Consider the following 17,025-nt stretch of genomic DNA (forward strand, 5'->3'; position numbering starts at 1 on the left):
GTTCGATGAGGTGAGATGCATTCTCGGGGCTTACCGATTCCCGGTAATCGTCTTATCCGACGTTTTGACGCGCGATCGATGCGTCAGCGATTTGCCTGGCGCGCACGCTCCAGCCCGAGTTCCGCCAGCGCCGCCACCTGCAGACCATTGCGGATCGAATCGTCCGACGCCGCCATGCCGTCGAGCGCCCGCTTCAGCACTCCCTGCAGGATGGCTGCCATGCGGAAGAGGTTGTAGGCGAGGTAAAAATTCCAGTCGCCCGTCACCGTGAGGCCCGTCGAGGCGAGGTAGCTGTCGCGGTATGCGTGCATGTCCGGAATGCCGAGAGCGGCGAGGTCCAGGCCGCCGAGTCCGCGAAAAACGTCGGGCGGAATGTCCCAGTACATGCAGAGGTAACTGAAGTCGGCCAGCGGATGCCCGAGCGTCGACAGTTCCCAGTCGAGGATGCCGAGGACGACAGGCTCGGTCGGATGGAAGATCAGGTTGTCGATGCGGAAATCGCCGTGGACGATGGACACCGGCGGCGCGTCTTCCGGCGGGATGTGCGAGGGAAGCCACTCCATCAGTTCGTCCATCGCGGCGATCCGGGCGGTTTCGCTGCTGCGGTACTGCTTCGACCAGCGCTCGATCTGCCGCTGGAAGTAGTTGCCGGGCTTTCCGAAATCCGACAGCCCCGCCTCCCCGGGTTTCACCCGATGCAGGGCCGCCAGTGCATCATGCATCGCGTGATAGATGGCGGCACGCTCCGCCGGCGCCATCCCCGGCAGCGACGGATCCCAGAACACGCGCCCCTGCAGGCACTCCATGACATAAAAGGCACGTCCGATAACCGCCTCGTCCTCGCAGAGCGCGTAGACCTTGGCCACCGGCACGTCCGTGCCGGCCAGCGCGCGCTGTATGCGGAATTCGCGTTCGATAGCATGCGCCGACGGCAACAGCCGCGCCTTCGGTGCCGGCTTGCTGCGCAGCACATAGGTGCCGGACGGCGAGGTCAGGCGGTACGTCGGATTCGACTGCCCGCCCTGGAACCGGGAGACGCTGACGGGACCGCGGAAACCGCTGACGTTCTCCTCCAGCCAGCGCTCCAGCCGGGCGGCATCGAGATGGAATGTCCCCTGGGCAGCCTCACCGGGGCGCGAGCCGTTGTGCAGAGTCATGATTCACGGATGGATTGGACACGAGCGGCAATCGTATCCGCGAAGTGGAGGGCGAAAGCGGCTCTGGTGCGATGTCCAGCGCAATATCGTCGTTTTCGACGAGTCAGCGGAGCCGCCGGGGGAACACTGCCCGATCGCTGCGCGCTACAATCACTACGCCCCCTGGCCCTGCTCTCCGCCTCCCGGAGCATGCCAGCGAGGCCATAACTATGATTACGAGACGTCCCCGATGCGCCCCTCCCCTGGCCCATTCGCTACCAATTCCGCCGCCAATTTCGCAGCCAAGCTCGAACAGCCTCCCGTCACGCCCGATCAGGTCGCGCGCCCTGCCCTGTCCAGCCTGATCTGCAATGCCAGCATCGCCAAGCTGGTGCTGCTGCGCGCGCCGGCGGGCTTCGGCAAGACGACGGTGATGAACCAGGCTCGGGCCTGCCTGGAGCAATCGGGAATCGAAACCGCCTGGCTCACCCTCGACCAGCAGGACAACAGCCCCGAGCGCCTGCTCAGGGGGCTGTCGATGGCGGCGGCGAATCTTTGGCCGGACCGCCGGGGCGCGACGACGCCGCTCGAAACGATCGAGATGCTTGCGTCCCACCCATCGCCGCTCGTGCTGTTTCTCGATGAATTCGAGGTGATCCACGATCCGGACGTGCTCAAGCTGCTGCGCGAGATCATCGACCGCCTGCCCCGGCGCAGCCAGATCGTCGTCGGTTCGCGCAGCGTTCCCAACCTGGGCCTCGGACGCCTGCGCGCCCGTGGCCAGCTTCTGGAGATCGACGCCGAGCAACTGCGCTTCACGCTGGACGAGACCCGGGAGTTCATCAAACAGCATCGGCTCGACTCGCTGCCGGCGGAGGACGTATTGCGCCTGCACGCCAAGACCGAGGGCTGGGTGACGGCCCTGTGGCTAGCGTCGATTACCCTCGCGCAGCACGGCGACGAAGGCAAGTTCATCGAACATTTCTCGGGGTCGAGCCAGGCGGTGGCCGATTTTCTCGCCGAGGACGTGCTGTCGCGCCAGGCGCCGGAGGTCCGCCAGTTCCTGCTGCGCACCAGCATCCTGAAGCAACTGAATCCGGCCCTGTGCCAGTCCCTCTGCCCGGCGCACAACAGCGCGGAGATGCTCGAACATCTCGCCTCCACCAGCCTATTCCTGACTCCGATCCCGGGCGAGCAGCATGCCTATCGCTATCACCATCTCTTCGCGGACTACCTGCGCTCGCAACTGGCGCTGGAACTGCCGAACGAAGTGGCGCGGCTGCACCTTACCGCGTCGGGCTGGTACGAGTCACACGGCCGGCCGGGGCCTGCCATCGACCATGCCATCGATGGCGGCGACCATCCCTACGCGCTCAGCCTGTTGTCGCAGCACGCACCCGATTTCCTGAAGCAGGGCCGCCTGCGGCTGCTTGCGCGCTGGTTCTCGCAGGTTCCGGAGCATCTGGTCGCGGAGCATCCGCTGCTGCTGGTCACCTGGGCATGGGCCATCTGCTTTACGCGCGGTCCGCGCGATGCGTGGGAACTGCTCAAGCGGTCCGGCTGCCTCCACAGCGGCGACGAGACGGTAGCGTTCAACGTGAAAGTGCTGAGCATCTTCCTGCTCACCATGACCGACCGCTTCGACGAGGCCTTTGCCGCCTGCAAGGAGATCGTCCCGAGCCTGCCCACGGGCCTCCCGTTCGCGGACTCGGTGCTGATCAACTGCATGTCGCACCTCGCCGCGACGCTAGGCGATCAGGAGGAATCGCAGCGCCTGACGGCCCTGACCCGCAGCGCCTATCCGGACAGCGCCTTCAACCGGATGTACTCCGACTGCCTCGAAGGCGTACTCGACCTGCAGCAGGGTCGGCTGCGCCATGCAATGGCGCGCTTTCGCATGGCAGTTGGCCCCGACCAGCCCGGCGGTGCCACACACAGCAACGTCAATGCCTGGGCCGCGGTACTGCTCGCGGACACCATGTACGAGACGAACCAGTTCGACCAGACTGAGCACCTGCTCAATATCCACCTGCCGCTGGCGCGCGACCTTGGCCTGCCGGAGCGCCTGATTAGCTGTCACCTGATCCTCGCCCGCATCGCCTTCTGCCGTGGCGACATCGACCAGGCCTTCCAGCACCTGATCCAGCTCGAATACATCGGCCAGAACCGGCAGTTGCCGCGCCTCATCGCCACGGCGCGGCTGGAACGGTCGCGGCTCCTGCTGCTGCAGGGCAACAGCCTCGGTTCGCGCGTCGAACTGGAGCGTGCCAACGACCAGGCGGTCTGGACGTGGGTTCGCAAGCACCGGCAGGTCGTCCACGACCTCGACTACATTGAACTGGCCCAGATGCGCTGGGAGATGACCTTTGGCGATGCCGCCGCCGTGGCGCGGCGCCTGCTCGACGCGTTCCGCGAAGCCCGCCAGCGCGGCTTGGGCCGGCGCGCGTTCAAGCTGGAAGTGCTGCGCGCGCTGGCCACTGCGAAGTCGGGAGACCTGGGCACCGCCACCACGCTGATGTCGAAAATCCTGCTGCTGGCTTGCCAGGAAGGTTACGTGCGCCTGATCCTCGACGAAGGCACTGCGGCGGCGCAGTTGATCCAGCGTGTCTACGCGACCGTCTCCGGCAGCGACGGCCCGCGCAGGGATCCCATCTTCGTCGACTACCTCCAGCGCTTGCTCAAGATCTGCGGCCCGGTGGAGGCCGACGAAGATGCCAGTGGTCCGCAGATCGTCGAGGCCCTTTCGCGCAAGGAGGTGCGTGTACTGCAACTGGTCGCGGAAGGCTATTCGAACAGCGCAATGGCCGAGAAGCTGTTCGTCTCCGACAGCACGATCCGTACCCACCTGCGCAATATCAGCGCGAAGCTCCAGGCGCAGAACCGCACGCAGGCCGTGGCAATCGCACGGCGTCTTAAGCTCATGCCCTGATCCGGGCGCCGTTACGCCGAGCCTTGTGCTGTCGCCCTGCCCGGTGGACGGCCTCCCGCTCAACCCTTGTCAAAGTGGCGCTCGAGGATGCGGTAGAACACGGGAATCTGGGTCTCCAGCCCGCCATAAATGAGTTCCTTGATCGCGCCGGACGCGAGCCCCACCTGCGAGATGCAGGCCGCTCGGAAGTCCTCGTTCCCGAACACGTTGACGATCATCTTGTAGGACTTGCTGAATAGTTCCTTCGCCTTGTCGTTGTCGGCCGCGTCACGTGTCAGCATGAAGTATTCGACCGTCGACTTCCCGGCGGCCACGGGCTTGATGATCATCACGCTGACGTAGTACGGACTGGTCACCACGACGACGTTGGGAAACGCCACGTAGGTGATCGTCACGGTCTTGTGGATGCTCTCGCCAGGTGCGTCCAGCATCGACGGCTCGAAGTTCGCCTTGCCCGATACCTGCCGGATGTGATCGCCGAGCTGGCTCGGGACCGTCGGGACATCGGCAAACAGCGGGCCGACGGTGGCGGCGTGCAGGCGCTGGACGTGGTAGCCCTCCAGGAATGGCTCGATGACCAGCTTCCAGTTGGCATCCAGATGGAAGGTCTTGTGGCCGTACAGGTGCAGCCGGGGCAAATTCAGCGCCTCGAAATCGGCCAGCAGTTCGTCGTTCAGTTTGGAGAAGTCGGGCGAGGCGGCGGCGTCGAGCATCACCCAGATCAGGCCGCCGGCTTCCCGGCTCGCGAGCGGGGCGAGTCCGTGGTCTTCCTTGCACAGCCCGGCGAACACTTCCTGGCGCGGCACGCCGACCAGCCTGCCGTCCAGGCTGAATGTCCACGCGTGGTACGGGCAACTGACCCGCGCGGCCTTGAACGCATCCGTGCGCTCAACCACTTTCGAGCCCTTGTGCTGGCAAGCATTGAGGAACGCCCTGACTTCGCCCCCGCCATCGCGGCTCAACAGGATGGGCAGGCCATACGCCTCCAGCGCCAGGAACATGTTGTTCTCCGGCAACTGGACCGACAGCGCGACCGGCATCCCGAACCGCTTGACGATCGACGACTGCTCCAACGCGAAGTGCACCGGGTCGACGAAGATCTCCACGGGCCGGCGTTCCATCACGCTCACATGCGTGGCCTGGTCGTGTGCCGGGATGCGGCGGATGGCCTCGATCTGGCTCGGGCTCAGCGACTCGATTGCCTGGACAGTCCTGCCATGCGACTGCGCGGTGACTTCAGCGGCTTGCTGGTTCATGCTGGTTTTCCTCAAGACTTTTGGACGACAGTGTTCAGGTCGGGAAACGGCTGGTGGCCGGCATTGAAATCCTCCATGCGCTGCAGCGCGTGCGGACTGCGCAGCAGTTCCGCGAAGGCGCCGCGCTCCAGCGTCATCCCGGCGCCTTCGTCGGCCTCCCGCGCCGCCTGGTTCAGCCTGACGAGATGGGCCAGCGCGCCCGGCGCCCGTCGCGCCAGTTGGCGCGCGACGGCGCGCGCATGGGCCACGGCATCCGGCACGAGGGCATGAACGAGACCGATCCGCGTCGCTTCCGCCGGTTCGACACACGTCCCCCGCAGCAGCATCTCCAGCGCCCTGGCATGCCCCACCGCCCATCCCAGCCGCTGCGTACCGCCGCCGCCGGGAATCAGGCCCAGTTCGACTTCGGGCAGGCCGAGGCGGTAGTCGCCGTTCTGCGCATACCGCAGGTGGCAGGCCAGCGCCAGTTCCAGGCCGCCGCCCATGCACCAGCCGTTGATCGCCGCGACCGAGATCCGCTCCGGGCTGGCGAGGCGGGCCGTGCAGCGATGGAACCCCGACTCCGTCGGCGGTGCCTGGGGGCTGAAACGGAGATCGCGCTCGACAAGCGTGCGGCCGCGCCGCGCCAGCACGCCAACGTCATAGTGCCGCACGAACACGCCGGGATCGTGCCCCGTCACGATGACGATGCGGATGTCGGCCTGCGCGTCGATCAGGTCGAACGCTTCGAGAAATTCCCGCTCGCTCTGTGCATCGAAATAGCCGTGCGGCGGATTGAACAGCGCAAGCGTCGCGCTCGATTCGTCGCGGGACAGTTCGACGCGCGTTCCACGGAACAGGCTGGCAGGTGTGGGTTGTGTCATGTCAGTCGGCACAGGATCGATGCTCAACGCACGCGCGGCAGCGTCGCGACCATGTCGCGGTACTTCTCGCGCAGCGCCACCTTCGACAGCTTTCCGGTCGCCAGGCGCGGCAGCGGTTCGTCCGACAGCACCAGGTAGCGCGGCACCTTGTAGGCGGCCAGCCGCTCGTTGCAGTGGGCGATGATCTCCTCCACGCTGATCGCGCGGCTCGCATGGACCACGGCCAGCGGCGTCTCGCCGAACTTCTCGTCCGGCGCGGCGATGACCACCGCTTCCTCGATGTCGTGGAACTGAAGAATGACGCTCTCGACTTCGGCAGCCGAGATGTTCAGACCGCCGGAGATGATGATGTCCTTCTTGCGGTCGACGAAGGTCAGCAGTCCGTCCTCGTCGAGCACGCCGATGTCGCCGGTGTACAGCCAGCCATCGCGGATCACCGCCGCCGTGGCCTCGGGATTGTTCCAGTACCCCAGCATCATGCCCGGGCCGCGCAGCACGATCTCGCCGGGCTGGCCGGGCGGGCAGAACTTGCCGTCGTCACCCATGATCCGCAGGTCGGTGAAGATGCCACCGCGTCCGCATTTCTCCGGCGAGTCCACCGCGCGGTCGGCCGGCATGACCGTCGCATAGCCGCCGATCTCCGTTTGGCCGTACATCTGGCGGATGATGACGCCCTTCTGCTTCCACGTATCGAGCAACGCGCGGCTAACCGCCGCGCCGCCCACCGTCACCAGGCGCAGGCTGCTCAGGTCGGCCTCGGCAAACCCGGGGCAGGCGGTGATGCGCTCGGGGAAGATCGGCGCGCCGCAGAACACGTTGATCCGGTCCTGCTGGATGAGGTCCAGCGCGCGCTGGGCATCGAAGGCCGGCTCCAGGTAGAAGGTCGACCCGGCGGTCATGTATGTGACGAGCTGGACGAAGCCGGCGGAGGTGCTGAGCGGCGCACAGGTCAGCGCACGTGCACCCGGCGCGATGCAGCCGGGGAGATGCAGCACGAACTCGGCGACGGCGTTCGCCATCGACCGGTGCGAGTAGGCCACGCCTTTCGGCCTGGCCGTCGACCCGCTGGTGGTGATGATCGCGACCGGGGCGTCGGGCAGGAGGTCCGGCAAGGCGGCGTCGCCGCGCATCTGCGCAACCTCCGCAATGTCCACCACGGCGACATCCCTGCTAGCCAGCTTGGCGCGGTTCGCCGCGTCCGCGAACGCGCGGGCCGGCGTGGTGTCCGCGAAGACCTCGCCAATCTCGTGCGCGGTCAGGCGCGTGCTGACGGGCAGCACGATGGCACCCGCCCGTATCGCCCCAAGGATGAGCGCACAGTAGTCGATGGAATTCCCCGCGCAGATGGCGACACGGTCGCCCGGCCGGACGCCCATCTCCACCAGCCTCGCTGCGATGCGGTCGCCGCGGTTGTCATACGTGCGATAGGAGATTGTCTCGCCCAGCACATGGATCGCGACTGTATCCGGCGTGTTCCTGGCCCACCAGGAAATTGCGCTGCTGAAAGTCAGACTCATGCTCGTTTAGCTCCGCGAAGAATGATCGGTCATTGCCTACGCGCCCGCCGCCGCGAGGCGGCGCTCGACGAACTCGTAGAACAGCGGAATGTTGGTCTCCATTCCCCCATAGGTCAGTTCCCGGATTGCCCCCGATTCGATGCCGCACTGGGAGATACAGGCCGCGTGATAGTCCTCGTTGCCGAACACGTCGAGGATCAGTTCGAACGAGCGCGCGTAGAGTTCCTTCGCCTTGTCGTTGTCCGGCGGCGTGCGCGTCAGCATGAAATACTCCACCGTGGATTTCGCCGGGCCGTTCGGCTTGACGATCTTCACGCTGATGTAGTGCGGGCTGGTAATCACCACGGTATTGGGGAACACCATGTAGGCGAAGGTCACGGACTTGTGGATGTTCTCGCCCGGCTTGTCGAGCACCGACGGCTCGAAATCCGCCTTCCCCGACACCTGGCGGATATGCTCGCCGAGCACGTCGACCACATTCGGCAGGTCCGCGAACATCCCCGCCACCGAGTTGGCGTGCAGCCGCTGGATGTGATACGGCTCCAGGAACGGTTCGAGCACGAGCTTCCAGTTCGCATCGAGTTCGAAGGTCTTGTGGCCGTATAAGTGCAGGCGCGGCAGGTTCAGCGCCTCGAAGTCGCTCACGAGGTCGTCGTGGATATGGCTGAAATCCGGCTCCACGTTGCGATCCAGCACGACCCAGATCAGGCCACCGGCTTCCTTGCACGCGAGTTCCGCGAGCGGGTGGTCTTCCTTGCGCAGGCCGGCGAACACTTCCTGGCGCGGCACGCCGACGAGCTTGCCGGTCGCGCTGAAGGTCCAGGCGTGGTACGGGCAACTGACGCGGCCGGCCTTGAATGCGTCGCTGCGCTCCACCAGCAGGGAGCCCTTGTGCTGGCAGACGTTCAAGAACGCCTTGACCTCGCCCGTGGCGGTACGGCTCAGCAGGATCGGCAGGCCGTAGGCGTTGAGCGCCAGGAACATGTTCGGCTCAGGCAGTTGCACCGACAGGCCGACCGGCACCGGCAGCCGCCGGAAGATCGCGCGTTGCTCCTGCTCGTAGTGCGACGGGTCGGTAAAGATGCCGGCCGGGCGCCGCGCGATGGTGGATTCCACCTCGTTCCTGTCATGGGGAGGAATGCGGCGTATGGCCGCGATCGCGCTCGGACCGAGCGACTCCAGCGTCGGCCTCAACACCCGGATGGCATCCGTGCCCAGCGTGTTGTCCACGTCATTCATCTCTGACTCCTTCCTGAATCTCGCTGCAAAGTTGCTGTGGTTTCGGTTGCGTCGCCTGCCCGGCAGTCCCGTCTGCATTCTATGGACCCGCCTCGCTGCAAAAAATCGTCGTTTTCGACATTTCTCGAATCGCGCCGCGTGGTCCGTCGGCCCCCCCCGAAATCGTCTCTTACGACGACGACCCCCTTTGCCCCGGCCCTCTACGCTTCCGTCGTGCCATCTTGCGGAAGCAGATTCTCCGAACACTCCTTCGCAAGATGAACCGACCTACCGAACATTTCCAGCCAAGGAGCAATATGTCCAACCTGAAACAGGACATTAGCGTCAATGCGGCCGTCGCTGAGACGATGATCTCGCATCTGATGAACGAGACCACGGACCTGGCCGACCGCGACATCCACGTACCCGTCGAGCATTTCGTGAGTCCGCTGCGCGCCCAGGCCGAGATTGACCTCATGAAGACGCTGCCGTTGCTGGTGGCGCACCGCAGCGAGCTGCCGAATCCCGGCGACTTCATCACCCGTGACGTCTTCGGCACGCCGCTGCTGCTCTCGCGCCAGAACGACGGCTCGGTGCAGGCCTTCCTCAATATGTGCAGCCACCGAGGCGGCCGCGTGGAAACGGGCGAATCCGGCAACCGGCGCGTGTTCACCTGCCGCTATCACGGCTGGTCGTACGACGCGAATGGCGGCGGGCTGCGGGTTGTCCCCTACCAGACGTCGTTCGACCCGATCAACTTCAGCACGCACGGTCTGGACCGGATCAAGACCGAGGAAGTACACGGCCTGATCTTCGTCGACTTCTCGAACAACCAGGCACGCCCTGTTGCCGACTACCTCGGACCCGAGGTGGAAGCGCAGATCGCGCCGTGGTACCTGGAGGATTCGACGATCCTGATCGAGAAGTCCTATACGCTCGACATCAACTGGAAGCTGCTGATGGACGGCGCCATCGATGTGCTCCATCCGCAATTCCTCCACCCGGGCGGCGTGGCCGAACTGGTCGAGACGAATGTCGGCGTGTTCCGCAGCTACGGGCGACACGGCCAGCACTTCAGCTCGCGCAAGAAGCTGCGGGAACTGGCGAAGAACGGCGACGCGAGAAACCTCGGCACCAAGTACATCGCCTCCAACCTGGTCATCTATCCGAACACGATGATGATCGCGGCGCCGGAGCACGTCGAATTCTGGACCGTCTGGCCCACCGAGAATCCGGCGAAGGCCACCGTGCAGATCCGCTTCCTCGTGCGCAAGAACATCCTCACGCCCGAGATCGAGCGCCGCGTGCGCAAGAGCTGGGACATCCTGGAGAACGCCGCCTCGACCGAAGACTGGCCGATGGAGGAATGGATCCAGCAGAACGCCACGGCGCGCCCCACCGGCACCTTCCGGTATGGCCGCAGCGAGTTGTCGGCCCAGCACCTGCACCGCCAGCTTGCCCGCGATCTCGATGGCAAGGAACTCTGAGCGCCCCACCGGGCTTCACCACATCACGGCAAGACGGAGTCTTCATGTCAGGATATGACTTTCTCAACGGCGTCCGCGTGCTCGAAGTCGCGCACCTGGGCCCTTCGAGCCTTGGCGGCTATCTGGCCGACATGGGCGCCGAGGTCATCAAGATCGAAGGGGTCGATGGCGACCCCGTGCGCCACAGCAGTTCGCCGGCGATCGGCTCGCCCGACGGCGTCAGCTTCCTGCACCTGCGCTGGAATCGTGGCAAGAAGAGCGTCGGCCTGAGCCTCAAGAGCCCGGGCGGCGCGGAACTGTTCCGCAAGCTGGCGGCGAAGTCGGATGTCGTGATCGAAGGCATGCGGGCCGGCGTGCTGGACCGGCTGGGGTTGGGCTACGAGGACCTGCGCGCCGTTGCGCCGCACCTCGTGTTCTGTTCACTGTCCGGGCTGGGCCGCGACGGTCCCTACCACACGCTCGGCTCGCACGGGCCGTCCTTCGATGCCTTTGGCGCCCTGTCCTCCACCAACCCGCATTCGCTGACGGCAGCAGAACGCGAAACTTCCAACTTCGCGCCCGTCGGCATGCATGCGATGGGCCTCAACGCCGCGCTTGGAACGCTGGCCGCCGTGTTGCGGGCCAAGCGTACCGGCCACGGCGCGCTGATCGAGGTCACGGGTGCCGAGTCAGCGGCCCACTGGCTTCCGGAAGGCGTCAACACGGTGCTCAATGAGGGCGTGCTGCATGAACGCCCTGGCTTCTACAACAGCGCCGGTCGCATGGCGCTGTGGTCGCGCCTGTGCGCCTACGAGACGCGCGACGGCCAGAAGCTCTTCTTCCAGGGGATGTACGAGAAGTTCTGGCAACGCTTCTGCGCGCTGGTCGACCGGCACGACCTGCAGGCCCGCTACGAGTCAGGCAAGGATCCCGCCGACGTCGACGAGGAGATCCACGGCGAACTCGCGAAAATCTTCCTGACGCGGGACTTCGACGACTGGATGCAGTGCTTCCTGGAACACGACATCCCCGGCGGTCCGGCCAACTCGCCACGGACGCTGGCCTCCGACCCCCACTTCCTGGCGCGCCACAATACCTACGAGATGGAACATCCCGGCGTCGGCACCCTGACGCTGACGGGCACGCCGGTCAAGACGCCGGGCCAGCCGTTCGCGCCATCGGCCGCGCCGGCCCAGTGGGAACATACCGACGACGTGCTGGGGAACCTGCTGGGGATCGGCGCGGACGAGGTGAAGCGTCTGCGTCAGGCCAATACGGTCTTCTAGCCACGCCACCCTCACGGGGTGAACTACGAACAACACGTCGTCATGGAACGACATGGAGGAGAGACATGAATCTGGCTCGCTACGCCGACTACTGGGCGCGAATGCGCGGCGAATCGCTCGCGGCGGTCTTCAAGGAGCACCGGTTGTCCTGGGCCGACCTCAATACGCAGGCCAACGCAGTCGCCGCCGCCTTGCAGCAGGCGGGGATCGGCAAGGGCGATCGCGTCGGCTGCCTGCTGAACAACTGCATGGAATGGGTGGTCACGTTCGTGGCCGTGCTGCGGGCCGGTGCCATCCTGGTGCCGCTGAACCCGCGCTACGGCAACGGCGAGTTGTGCGAGATCGCCGCCCAGACCGACTGCACCGCCCTCGTGTCGGTTGCCGAGCACGTCGGCCGCATCAATCCGAAGGTGGCTGGCCGCGTGGCTGACAGCGGCGACATCCACATCTTCCCCATGAAGAGCGACGCGGCGCCCATTTCACTGCGCGAGGCCGTCGCGGCCGGTGGCATTCCGGTGCCGGTCGAAACGGCTGCCGACGATGTCGCCGTCATCACCTTCACGTCCGGCTCCACGGGACTGCCGAAGGGCGCGATGCTGACCCACCGCTCCATCGAGGCGCACGCGTCGAGCGTGTTCAAGGTATTCGGCTGGACCAACGACGAACGCGTGCTGCTGCTCGCGCCGTTCGCGTTCACGGGCGGACTCATTTGCGTCTACACCCCGGCCTACATCATCGGCGGCGCCATCTTCATCGAGGAAACCCTCGACGCCGAGCGCGCCCTGGCCATCATCTCGCAGGAGAAGATCACCGGCCTGACGGGCGTGCCTATCCTGTGGGAGCGCATGGCCGCCTCGCCGGATTTCGCCGCCGCCAACCTCGGCTCGCTGAAGACCGCAACCACGGGCGGCGCCCCGGTCGCCGAGGCCTTGCTGAAGCAGTACACCGACAAGGGCGTCTGCGTGCGCCAGACGTACGGCTGCACCGAGGCCGGCGGCTGGATCGCCGTGCCCAATCCGCGCGACGCGATCGCCAAGCCTTGGTCGTGCGGCTGGGCCAGTCCGACGCTGGAGTATCGCGTGGTCGACGCCAACGGCCGCGCCTGCGCCGTCGGCGAAGCGGGCGAAATCCTGCTGCGCGGCGAGCAGATGTTCCGCGGCTACTGGGCCAATCCCGAGGCAACCGCCGAGGCGTGGACCAATGGCTGGTATCGCACCGGCGACCTGGGCAAGCTCGACGAAGCGGGCTGCCTCCAGATCGCGGACCGCAAGAAGAACATGGTGATCTCGGGCGGCGTGAACGTCTATCCCGCCGAGGTCGAGCGTGCGATGAGCGGGCTGGACGGCGTCGCAGAGGTGGTCGCCTTCGGCATGCCCGATGCGACCTGGGGCGAGCGGGTGGTGGCCGTCGTCCACGGACAGGAAGTACTGGATCCCCAGAGCATCCTGAAGGCCTGCCGGACCGCGCTGGGCGCATACAAGACGCCAAAGGAGATCATCATCAGCAGCAAGCCCCTGCCGCGCACGAGCACCGGGAAGGTCCCGCGCAACAACCTGCCCCAATTCTATGAAACGCTGCACGGAGAGACCCGTGCCGTCGCCTGACCTCCACCGTATCGGGAATCGACCATGAGACTGAAGGACAAGGTCGCCATCGTGACCGGCGCCAGTTCCGGGCTGGGACAGGCGATGGCGCTGCGCTTCGCGCGTGAAGGCGCCCGGGTGCTGGCCGTGGCCCGGCGCGCCGACAAGCTCGAGGAGATCGCCGCCAGGGCAGCCGACTATCCGGGGGGCGTGGTGCCCTTCCGGGGCGACATGCGAGACAAGGACGACATCCGCCGGATGGTGGCGGTCGCCGTGGAACGCTTCGGCAGGCTCGACGTGCTGGTGAACAACGCCGGCATCAACGACGATTTTTCTGCCGTCGCCGACATGAAAGAGGAACTCTGGCACGACGTCTTCGCCCTCAACCTCGACGCGGCGTTCCTCGCCTGCAAGTTCGCCGTCCCGCACCTGATCGAACGCCGCGGCAACATCATCAACATCGCCTCCATTGGCGGCACCGAGTACGGCCGCTCCGGCGTGGCGTACACCGCCTCCAAGCATGCGCTTGTCGCGATGACCAAGCACACGGCCTTCAACTACGCCCCCACCGGCCTGCGCTGCAACGTGATCTGCCCCGGCCCCGTGGAAACGCCCATGGTCCAGGCGGCGATGGAGCAGGCCGCCAGCATGAACCGCGACGGTGCCCGGCGCGCCAACTCAGGCATGAAGAACCTTGTCCGCATCGGCGAGCCGGAGGAGATCTCGAACATCGCCTGCTTCCTCGCGTCCGACGAGGCCAGCCTGCTCAACGGCGCGGTTGTCGTGGCCGATGCCGGGTGGACGTCGTACTGAGCGACGGCTCCGGCTTTTTCCTGCAATACCCGAAGGCGCAGCCGCGCCTTCGTCCTCTCCCGCAACACCAGGCGCCCCGCGCCCCGGCCATCGGAGCGATGCCCGGGTTCCTCATCCACGGCGCCATCCCCACACCCGAGGAGCCAAGCATGTATTTCAGTCCCGAACGGAACCAGTGGTTCACCGAGCGGCTTTTCGCCCACGTGCGCGCGGGCACCACCGACCAAGCGGCGGGCATGATGGAGTACGACCTGTCCATGTATGCCGATCCGAATATTGCCCGACAGGAACGCGAGCGCATCTTCCGCCGCCTCCCGATGATGACCCTGCTGAGCTCGCAGCTACCGGAGGCCGGCGACTTCGTGACGGTGCGGCTGAACGAGACCAACGTGCTCGTGACGCGACAGCCGGATGGCAGCGTGATGGCCTTCGTCAACGCCTGCCGGCACCGTGGTGCCACCGTCGTCACGCAGGAGAGCGGCAAGCGCCGCCTGTTCAGTTGCCCGTATCACGGCTGGAGTTATGCCCCCGACGGGAAGCTGAAGGCGATCTCCTTTCGCGAGACCTTCGGCCAGCTCGATGCGCCGCGTGATCTCGTCAGGCTTCCGGTGGAGGAGCGCCACGGCTTCATCTGGATCGTGGAAGACCCAGCCGGCAGCATCGACATTGCCGCGCATCTCGGTCCCGGCATGGACCGGCTGCTCGCCGACTACCACCTGGAGCAGTTCTTCTGCTACCGCACGCACGAGCTGGAATTCCCACAGAACTGGAAAGTGATGCTGGAGGGCGTGCTCGACGGCTACCATGTGTCGTTCGTGCACGGCGACACGATCAAGCCGTACTTCTACCTCAACATGATGGTGATCGACGACTTTGGGCATCACCACGTCACGGGCACCCCGCGCCGCACAATCGACACCATTCTTGACCAGCCGCCCGGCAGCAAGCCGCTGGACGATTACGCGGTCTTCGGCAACCTGGTGTCGCCCAACACGACCTTCGTGCTCCATCCGCACCACATCGAGCACTGGACGCTCTATCAGGACACGAAGGACCCGGGCCGGTGCCGCGTCCAGCTACGCATCCTGACCCGCACCCGCGGGCACGACGAGCGGGGCGAGGCGATCATGGCGAAGAACTGGAGGATTGCCGAAGCCGCGATCGTCAACGAGGATGTACCGGTGGGCAACAGCATCCAGTCCTCGGCGGGCCATCCTTTCGGCAGCCCGGTGCTCCTTGGCCTCAACGAAGTGGGCAACCAGGTGTTCCATCGGGCCTGGCGCCACTATATGGGTGTGTGAGACGCCCTTGAGCGCCCTGAGGTGCGACGGCAGGCGCGCTGCCGCCGTCGCACTGGCTGGTTCAGTACTGCGAGACCGGCAGGCGGACCACCAGCCCGTCGAGCGCCTCCGTCACCTTGACCTGGCAGCCGAGCCGGCTGTTCGGCGCAGGGTCCACCACGCATTCGAGCATGTCCTTCTCCATGGAACTGGCCGGTCCCACCTTGTCGATCCACGCGTCGTCAATGTAGCAATGGCAGGTGGCGCAGGCGCCGGTTCCGCCGCACTCGCCAATGATGCCCGTGACCCCGTGATTGACGGCCTCCTGCATCAGGCTCAGGCCCGGCTTGGCCGCCACCTGCGTGGCCGTGCTGTCGTGGGCAATGAAAGTAATCGAGGGCATGAAATATCCTGTTTCGGTCCTGTTTCTTCTGTTCTCGCTGCCGTGGTGGCCTCAGAAGCAGTCCTTGATGTCGATCGATTCGTCGGCAATGCGCGCCATGTCGGCCGAGCGGCCTTCCGCCAGGAAGCGCTTCGTCACCATGAATTCCTTCGCGCGGTTGATGCAGTCGGCCGCGATCAGCCTGCCTTCCCGGAAATAGAAGGCGGAGAAGCTCCGGCCTTCGCTGGCGCTGCCGCGCAGCACGACCTGGTCGTAGCCCGTGCACAGACCTGCGATCTGAAGCTTGAGTTCGTACTGGTCGGACCAGAACCACGGCAACGCGCGGTAGGGCAAGCCTTTGCCGCACAGGGCCAGGGCGGCGGTGCGCGCTTGGTCCGTGGCGTTCTGGACGGATTCCAGCCGCAGCCGGCGGCCGTAGATGGGGTTGTGGTGGTTGCTGCAATCGCCTACGGCGAAGATGTCGCGATCGCTGGTCGTGCCGAATTCGTCGACGAGGATGCCGTCGTCGACCCGCAATCCGGCCGCCTCGGCCAGTTCCGTGACCGGCACCACGCCGACACCGATGATGACCGCATCGGCGGGAATAGTCCGGCCGTCGCGGAGGCGCACGGCCTGCACGGCTTTGACACCCTCGATACCGGCCACCACGGCTTGCGTGACGATCTCGACGCCCTCCTCCGCATGCACGCGGGCATAGAAAGCCGACACCTCCGGCGCCGTCACCCGCTGCAGCAGGCGCGGCATGGCCTCCAGCACCGTCACCTGCATGCCCGCGGTGCGCAGCGACGCCGCCGCCTCCAGGCCGATATAGCCGCCGCCGATCATCACGACGCGCTTGCCCGCGCCGATGGACTGCCGGATACCGCCCACATCCCCGACGGTCCGCAGGCAGTACACGCCGGGCAAGGACGCCCCCGGCACGTCCAGCTTGCGGGCGCGCGCGCCGGTCGCCAGCACGAGCTTGTCCCAGGACAGGCTCGTGCCGTCATCCAATTCCACGCGCTTGCGGCCGCGATCCAGCGAGGCGACCCGCACCCCCAGGACGGTCTCGACCCGGTTCTGCACATAGAACGCCTCCGACCGGATCAGCAACTCGTCGCGGGACTTGTCGCCGCACAGGAAGCCCTTCGACAGAGGCGGCCGGTGGTAAGGCAGGATCGGCTCATCGCTGACGAGCGTGATCGCGCCGCTCCAGCCTTCCTGTCGCAGGCTCGCCACCATCTGCGCCGCGGCGTGACCGCCGCCGACGACTACGCAATGATCTCCACTCATGTT

13 protein-coding genes are annotated in these 17,025 nt (G+C 65.9%); 6 read left to right on the forward strand and 7 right to left on the reverse strand.

What is annotated here, in order from left to right; genetic code table 11:
* Window positions 1-83 precede the first annotated feature (83 nt).
* Window positions 84-1,157, reverse strand: a complete 1,074-nt coding sequence (locus DN412_RS12065) for a phosphotransferase (RefSeq protein WP_039013902.1) — start codon at window positions 1,155-1,157, stop codon at window positions 84-86.
* A gap of 229 nt (window positions 1,158-1,386) precedes the next feature.
* On the opposite strand from DN412_RS12065, the gene DN412_RS12070 reads away from it, so the two are divergent.
* Window positions 1,387-4,065, forward strand: coding sequence for a winged helix-turn-helix domain-containing protein (locus tag DN412_RS12070; protein ID WP_161563996.1), 2,679 nt, complete (start codon window positions 1,387-1,389; stop codon window positions 4,063-4,065).
* 59 nt (window positions 4,066-4,124) lie between these two features.
* Here the strand turns inward: DN412_RS12070 and DN412_RS12075 are convergent, their stop codons facing one another.
* From DN412_RS12075 to DN412_RS12090, 4 genes are read right to left on the reverse strand one after another with little or no spacing between them, the layout of a single operon-like run.
* Complete coding sequence (locus tag DN412_RS12075) at window positions 4,125-5,321, reverse strand: aromatic ring-hydroxylating oxygenase subunit alpha (RefSeq protein WP_115015523.1); 1,197 nt, start codon at window positions 5,319-5,321, stop codon at window positions 4,125-4,127.
* 11 nt (window positions 5,322-5,332) lie between these two features.
* Window positions 5,333-6,196 carry an enoyl-CoA hydratase/isomerase family protein gene (locus DN412_RS12080; RefSeq protein WP_133303046.1) on the reverse strand — a complete coding sequence of 288 codons (864 nt, stop codon included), beginning with the start codon at window positions 6,194-6,196 and terminating at the stop codon, window positions 5,333-5,335.
* Between the two features lie 11 nt (window positions 6,197-6,207).
* On the reverse strand, window positions 6,208-7,701 hold the full coding sequence (locus tag DN412_RS12085; RefSeq protein ID WP_115015531.1) for a class I adenylate-forming enzyme family protein: 1,494 nt from the start codon (window positions 7,699-7,701) through the stop codon (window positions 6,208-6,210).
* Between the two features lie 36 nt (window positions 7,702-7,737).
* Complete coding sequence (locus DN412_RS12090; RefSeq protein WP_115015534.1) at window positions 7,738-8,940, reverse strand: aromatic ring-hydroxylating oxygenase subunit alpha; 1,203 nt, start codon at window positions 8,938-8,940, stop codon at window positions 7,738-7,740.
* A gap of 296 nt (window positions 8,941-9,236) precedes the next feature.
* On the opposite strand from DN412_RS12090, the gene DN412_RS12095 reads away from it, so the two are divergent.
* The 5 genes from DN412_RS12095 to DN412_RS12115 all read left to right on the forward strand — a co-directional run bounded on the left by DN412_RS12095 (window position 9,237) and on the right by DN412_RS12115 (window position 15,368).
* Window positions 9,237-10,406, forward strand: coding sequence for an aromatic ring-hydroxylating oxygenase subunit alpha (locus DN412_RS12095; protein ID WP_161563997.1), 1,170 nt, complete (start codon window positions 9,237-9,239; stop codon window positions 10,404-10,406).
* A 44-nt stretch (window positions 10,407-10,450) separates the two neighbouring features.
* Window positions 10,451-11,671: a CaiB/BaiF CoA transferase family protein gene (locus DN412_RS12100; protein ID WP_115015541.1), complete on the forward strand. Its 1,221-nt coding sequence runs from the start codon at window positions 10,451-10,453 to the stop codon at window positions 11,669-11,671.
* 65 nt (window positions 11,672-11,736) lie between these two features.
* The gene (locus tag DN412_RS12105) at window positions 11,737-13,275 is read left to right on the forward strand and encodes a class I adenylate-forming enzyme family protein (RefSeq protein WP_115015544.1); all 1,539 of its coding nucleotides are present in this window, start codon (window positions 11,737-11,739) and stop codon (window positions 13,273-13,275) included.
* A gap of 24 nt (window positions 13,276-13,299) precedes the next feature.
* Complete coding sequence (locus tag DN412_RS12110) at window positions 13,300-14,067, forward strand: glucose 1-dehydrogenase (RefSeq protein WP_115015548.1); 768 nt, start codon at window positions 13,300-13,302, stop codon at window positions 14,065-14,067.
* A complete protein-coding gene (locus DN412_RS12115; protein ID WP_133303047.1) occupies window positions 14,052-15,368 on the forward strand; it encodes an aromatic ring-hydroxylating oxygenase subunit alpha in 1,317 nt (438 codons plus the stop codon). Before DN412_RS12110 ends, DN412_RS12115 begins: the two co-directional genes overlap by 16 nt.
* Before the next feature lie 61 nt (window positions 15,369-15,429).
* Here the strand turns inward: DN412_RS12115 and DN412_RS12120 are convergent, their stop codons facing one another.
* Together DN412_RS12120 and DN412_RS12125 are read right to left on the reverse strand one after the other, a co-directional pair.
* Complete coding sequence (locus DN412_RS12120; protein ID WP_039013908.1) at window positions 15,430-15,750, reverse strand: 2Fe-2S iron-sulfur cluster-binding protein; 321 nt, start codon at window positions 15,748-15,750, stop codon at window positions 15,430-15,432.
* A gap of 51 nt (window positions 15,751-15,801) precedes the next feature.
* Window positions 15,802-17,022 carry an NAD(P)/FAD-dependent oxidoreductase gene (locus DN412_RS12125; RefSeq protein ID WP_115015554.1) on the reverse strand — a complete coding sequence of 407 codons (1,221 nt, stop codon included), beginning with the start codon at window positions 17,020-17,022 and terminating at the stop codon, window positions 15,802-15,804.
* Between the last annotated feature and the right edge of the window lie 3 nt (window positions 17,023-17,025).

Source organism: Cupriavidus lacunae (assembly GCF_003353055.1).
Classification (GTDB): Bacteria; Pseudomonadota; Gammaproteobacteria; order Burkholderiales; family Burkholderiaceae; genus Cupriavidus; species Cupriavidus lacunae.

What these genes read in the sequence shown, in the direction of transcription:
- DN412_RS12065 (WP_039013902.1), bottom strand. Translation starts at nt 1,157, where the DNA reads ATGACTCTGCACAACGGCTCGCGCCCCGGTGAGGCTGCCCAGGGGACA.
- DN412_RS12070 (WP_161563996.1), top strand. Translation starts at nt 1,387, where the DNA reads ATGCGCCCCTCCCCTGGCCCATTCGCTACCAATTCCGCCGCCAATTTC.
- DN412_RS12075 (WP_115015523.1), bottom strand. Translation starts at nt 5,321, where the DNA reads ATGAACCAGCAAGCCGCTGAAGTCACCGCGCAGTCGCATGGCAGGACT.
- DN412_RS12085 (WP_115015531.1), bottom strand. Translation starts at nt 7,701, where the DNA reads ATGAGTCTGACTTTCAGCAGCGCAATTTCCTGGTGGGCCAGGAACACG.
- DN412_RS12090 (WP_115015534.1), bottom strand. Translation starts at nt 8,940, where the DNA reads ATGAATGACGTGGACAACACGCTGGGCACGGATGCCATCCGGGTGTTG.
- DN412_RS12095 (WP_161563997.1), top strand. Translation starts at nt 9,237, where the DNA reads ATGTCCAACCTGAAACAGGACATTAGCGTCAATGCGGCCGTCGCTGAG.
- DN412_RS12100 (WP_115015541.1), top strand. Translation starts at nt 10,451, where the DNA reads ATGTCAGGATATGACTTTCTCAACGGCGTCCGCGTGCTCGAAGTCGCG.
- DN412_RS12105 (WP_115015544.1), top strand. Translation starts at nt 11,737, where the DNA reads ATGAATCTGGCTCGCTACGCCGACTACTGGGCGCGAATGCGCGGCGAA.
- DN412_RS12110 (WP_115015548.1), top strand. Translation starts at nt 13,300, where the DNA reads ATGAGACTGAAGGACAAGGTCGCCATCGTGACCGGCGCCAGTTCCGGG.
- DN412_RS12120 (WP_039013908.1), bottom strand. Translation starts at nt 15,750, where the DNA reads ATGCCCTCGATTACTTTCATTGCCCACGACAGCACGGCCACGCAGGTG.
- DN412_RS12125 (WP_115015554.1), bottom strand. Translation starts at nt 17,022, where the DNA reads ATGAGTGGAGATCATTGCGTAGTCGTCGGCGGCGGTCACGCCGCGGCG.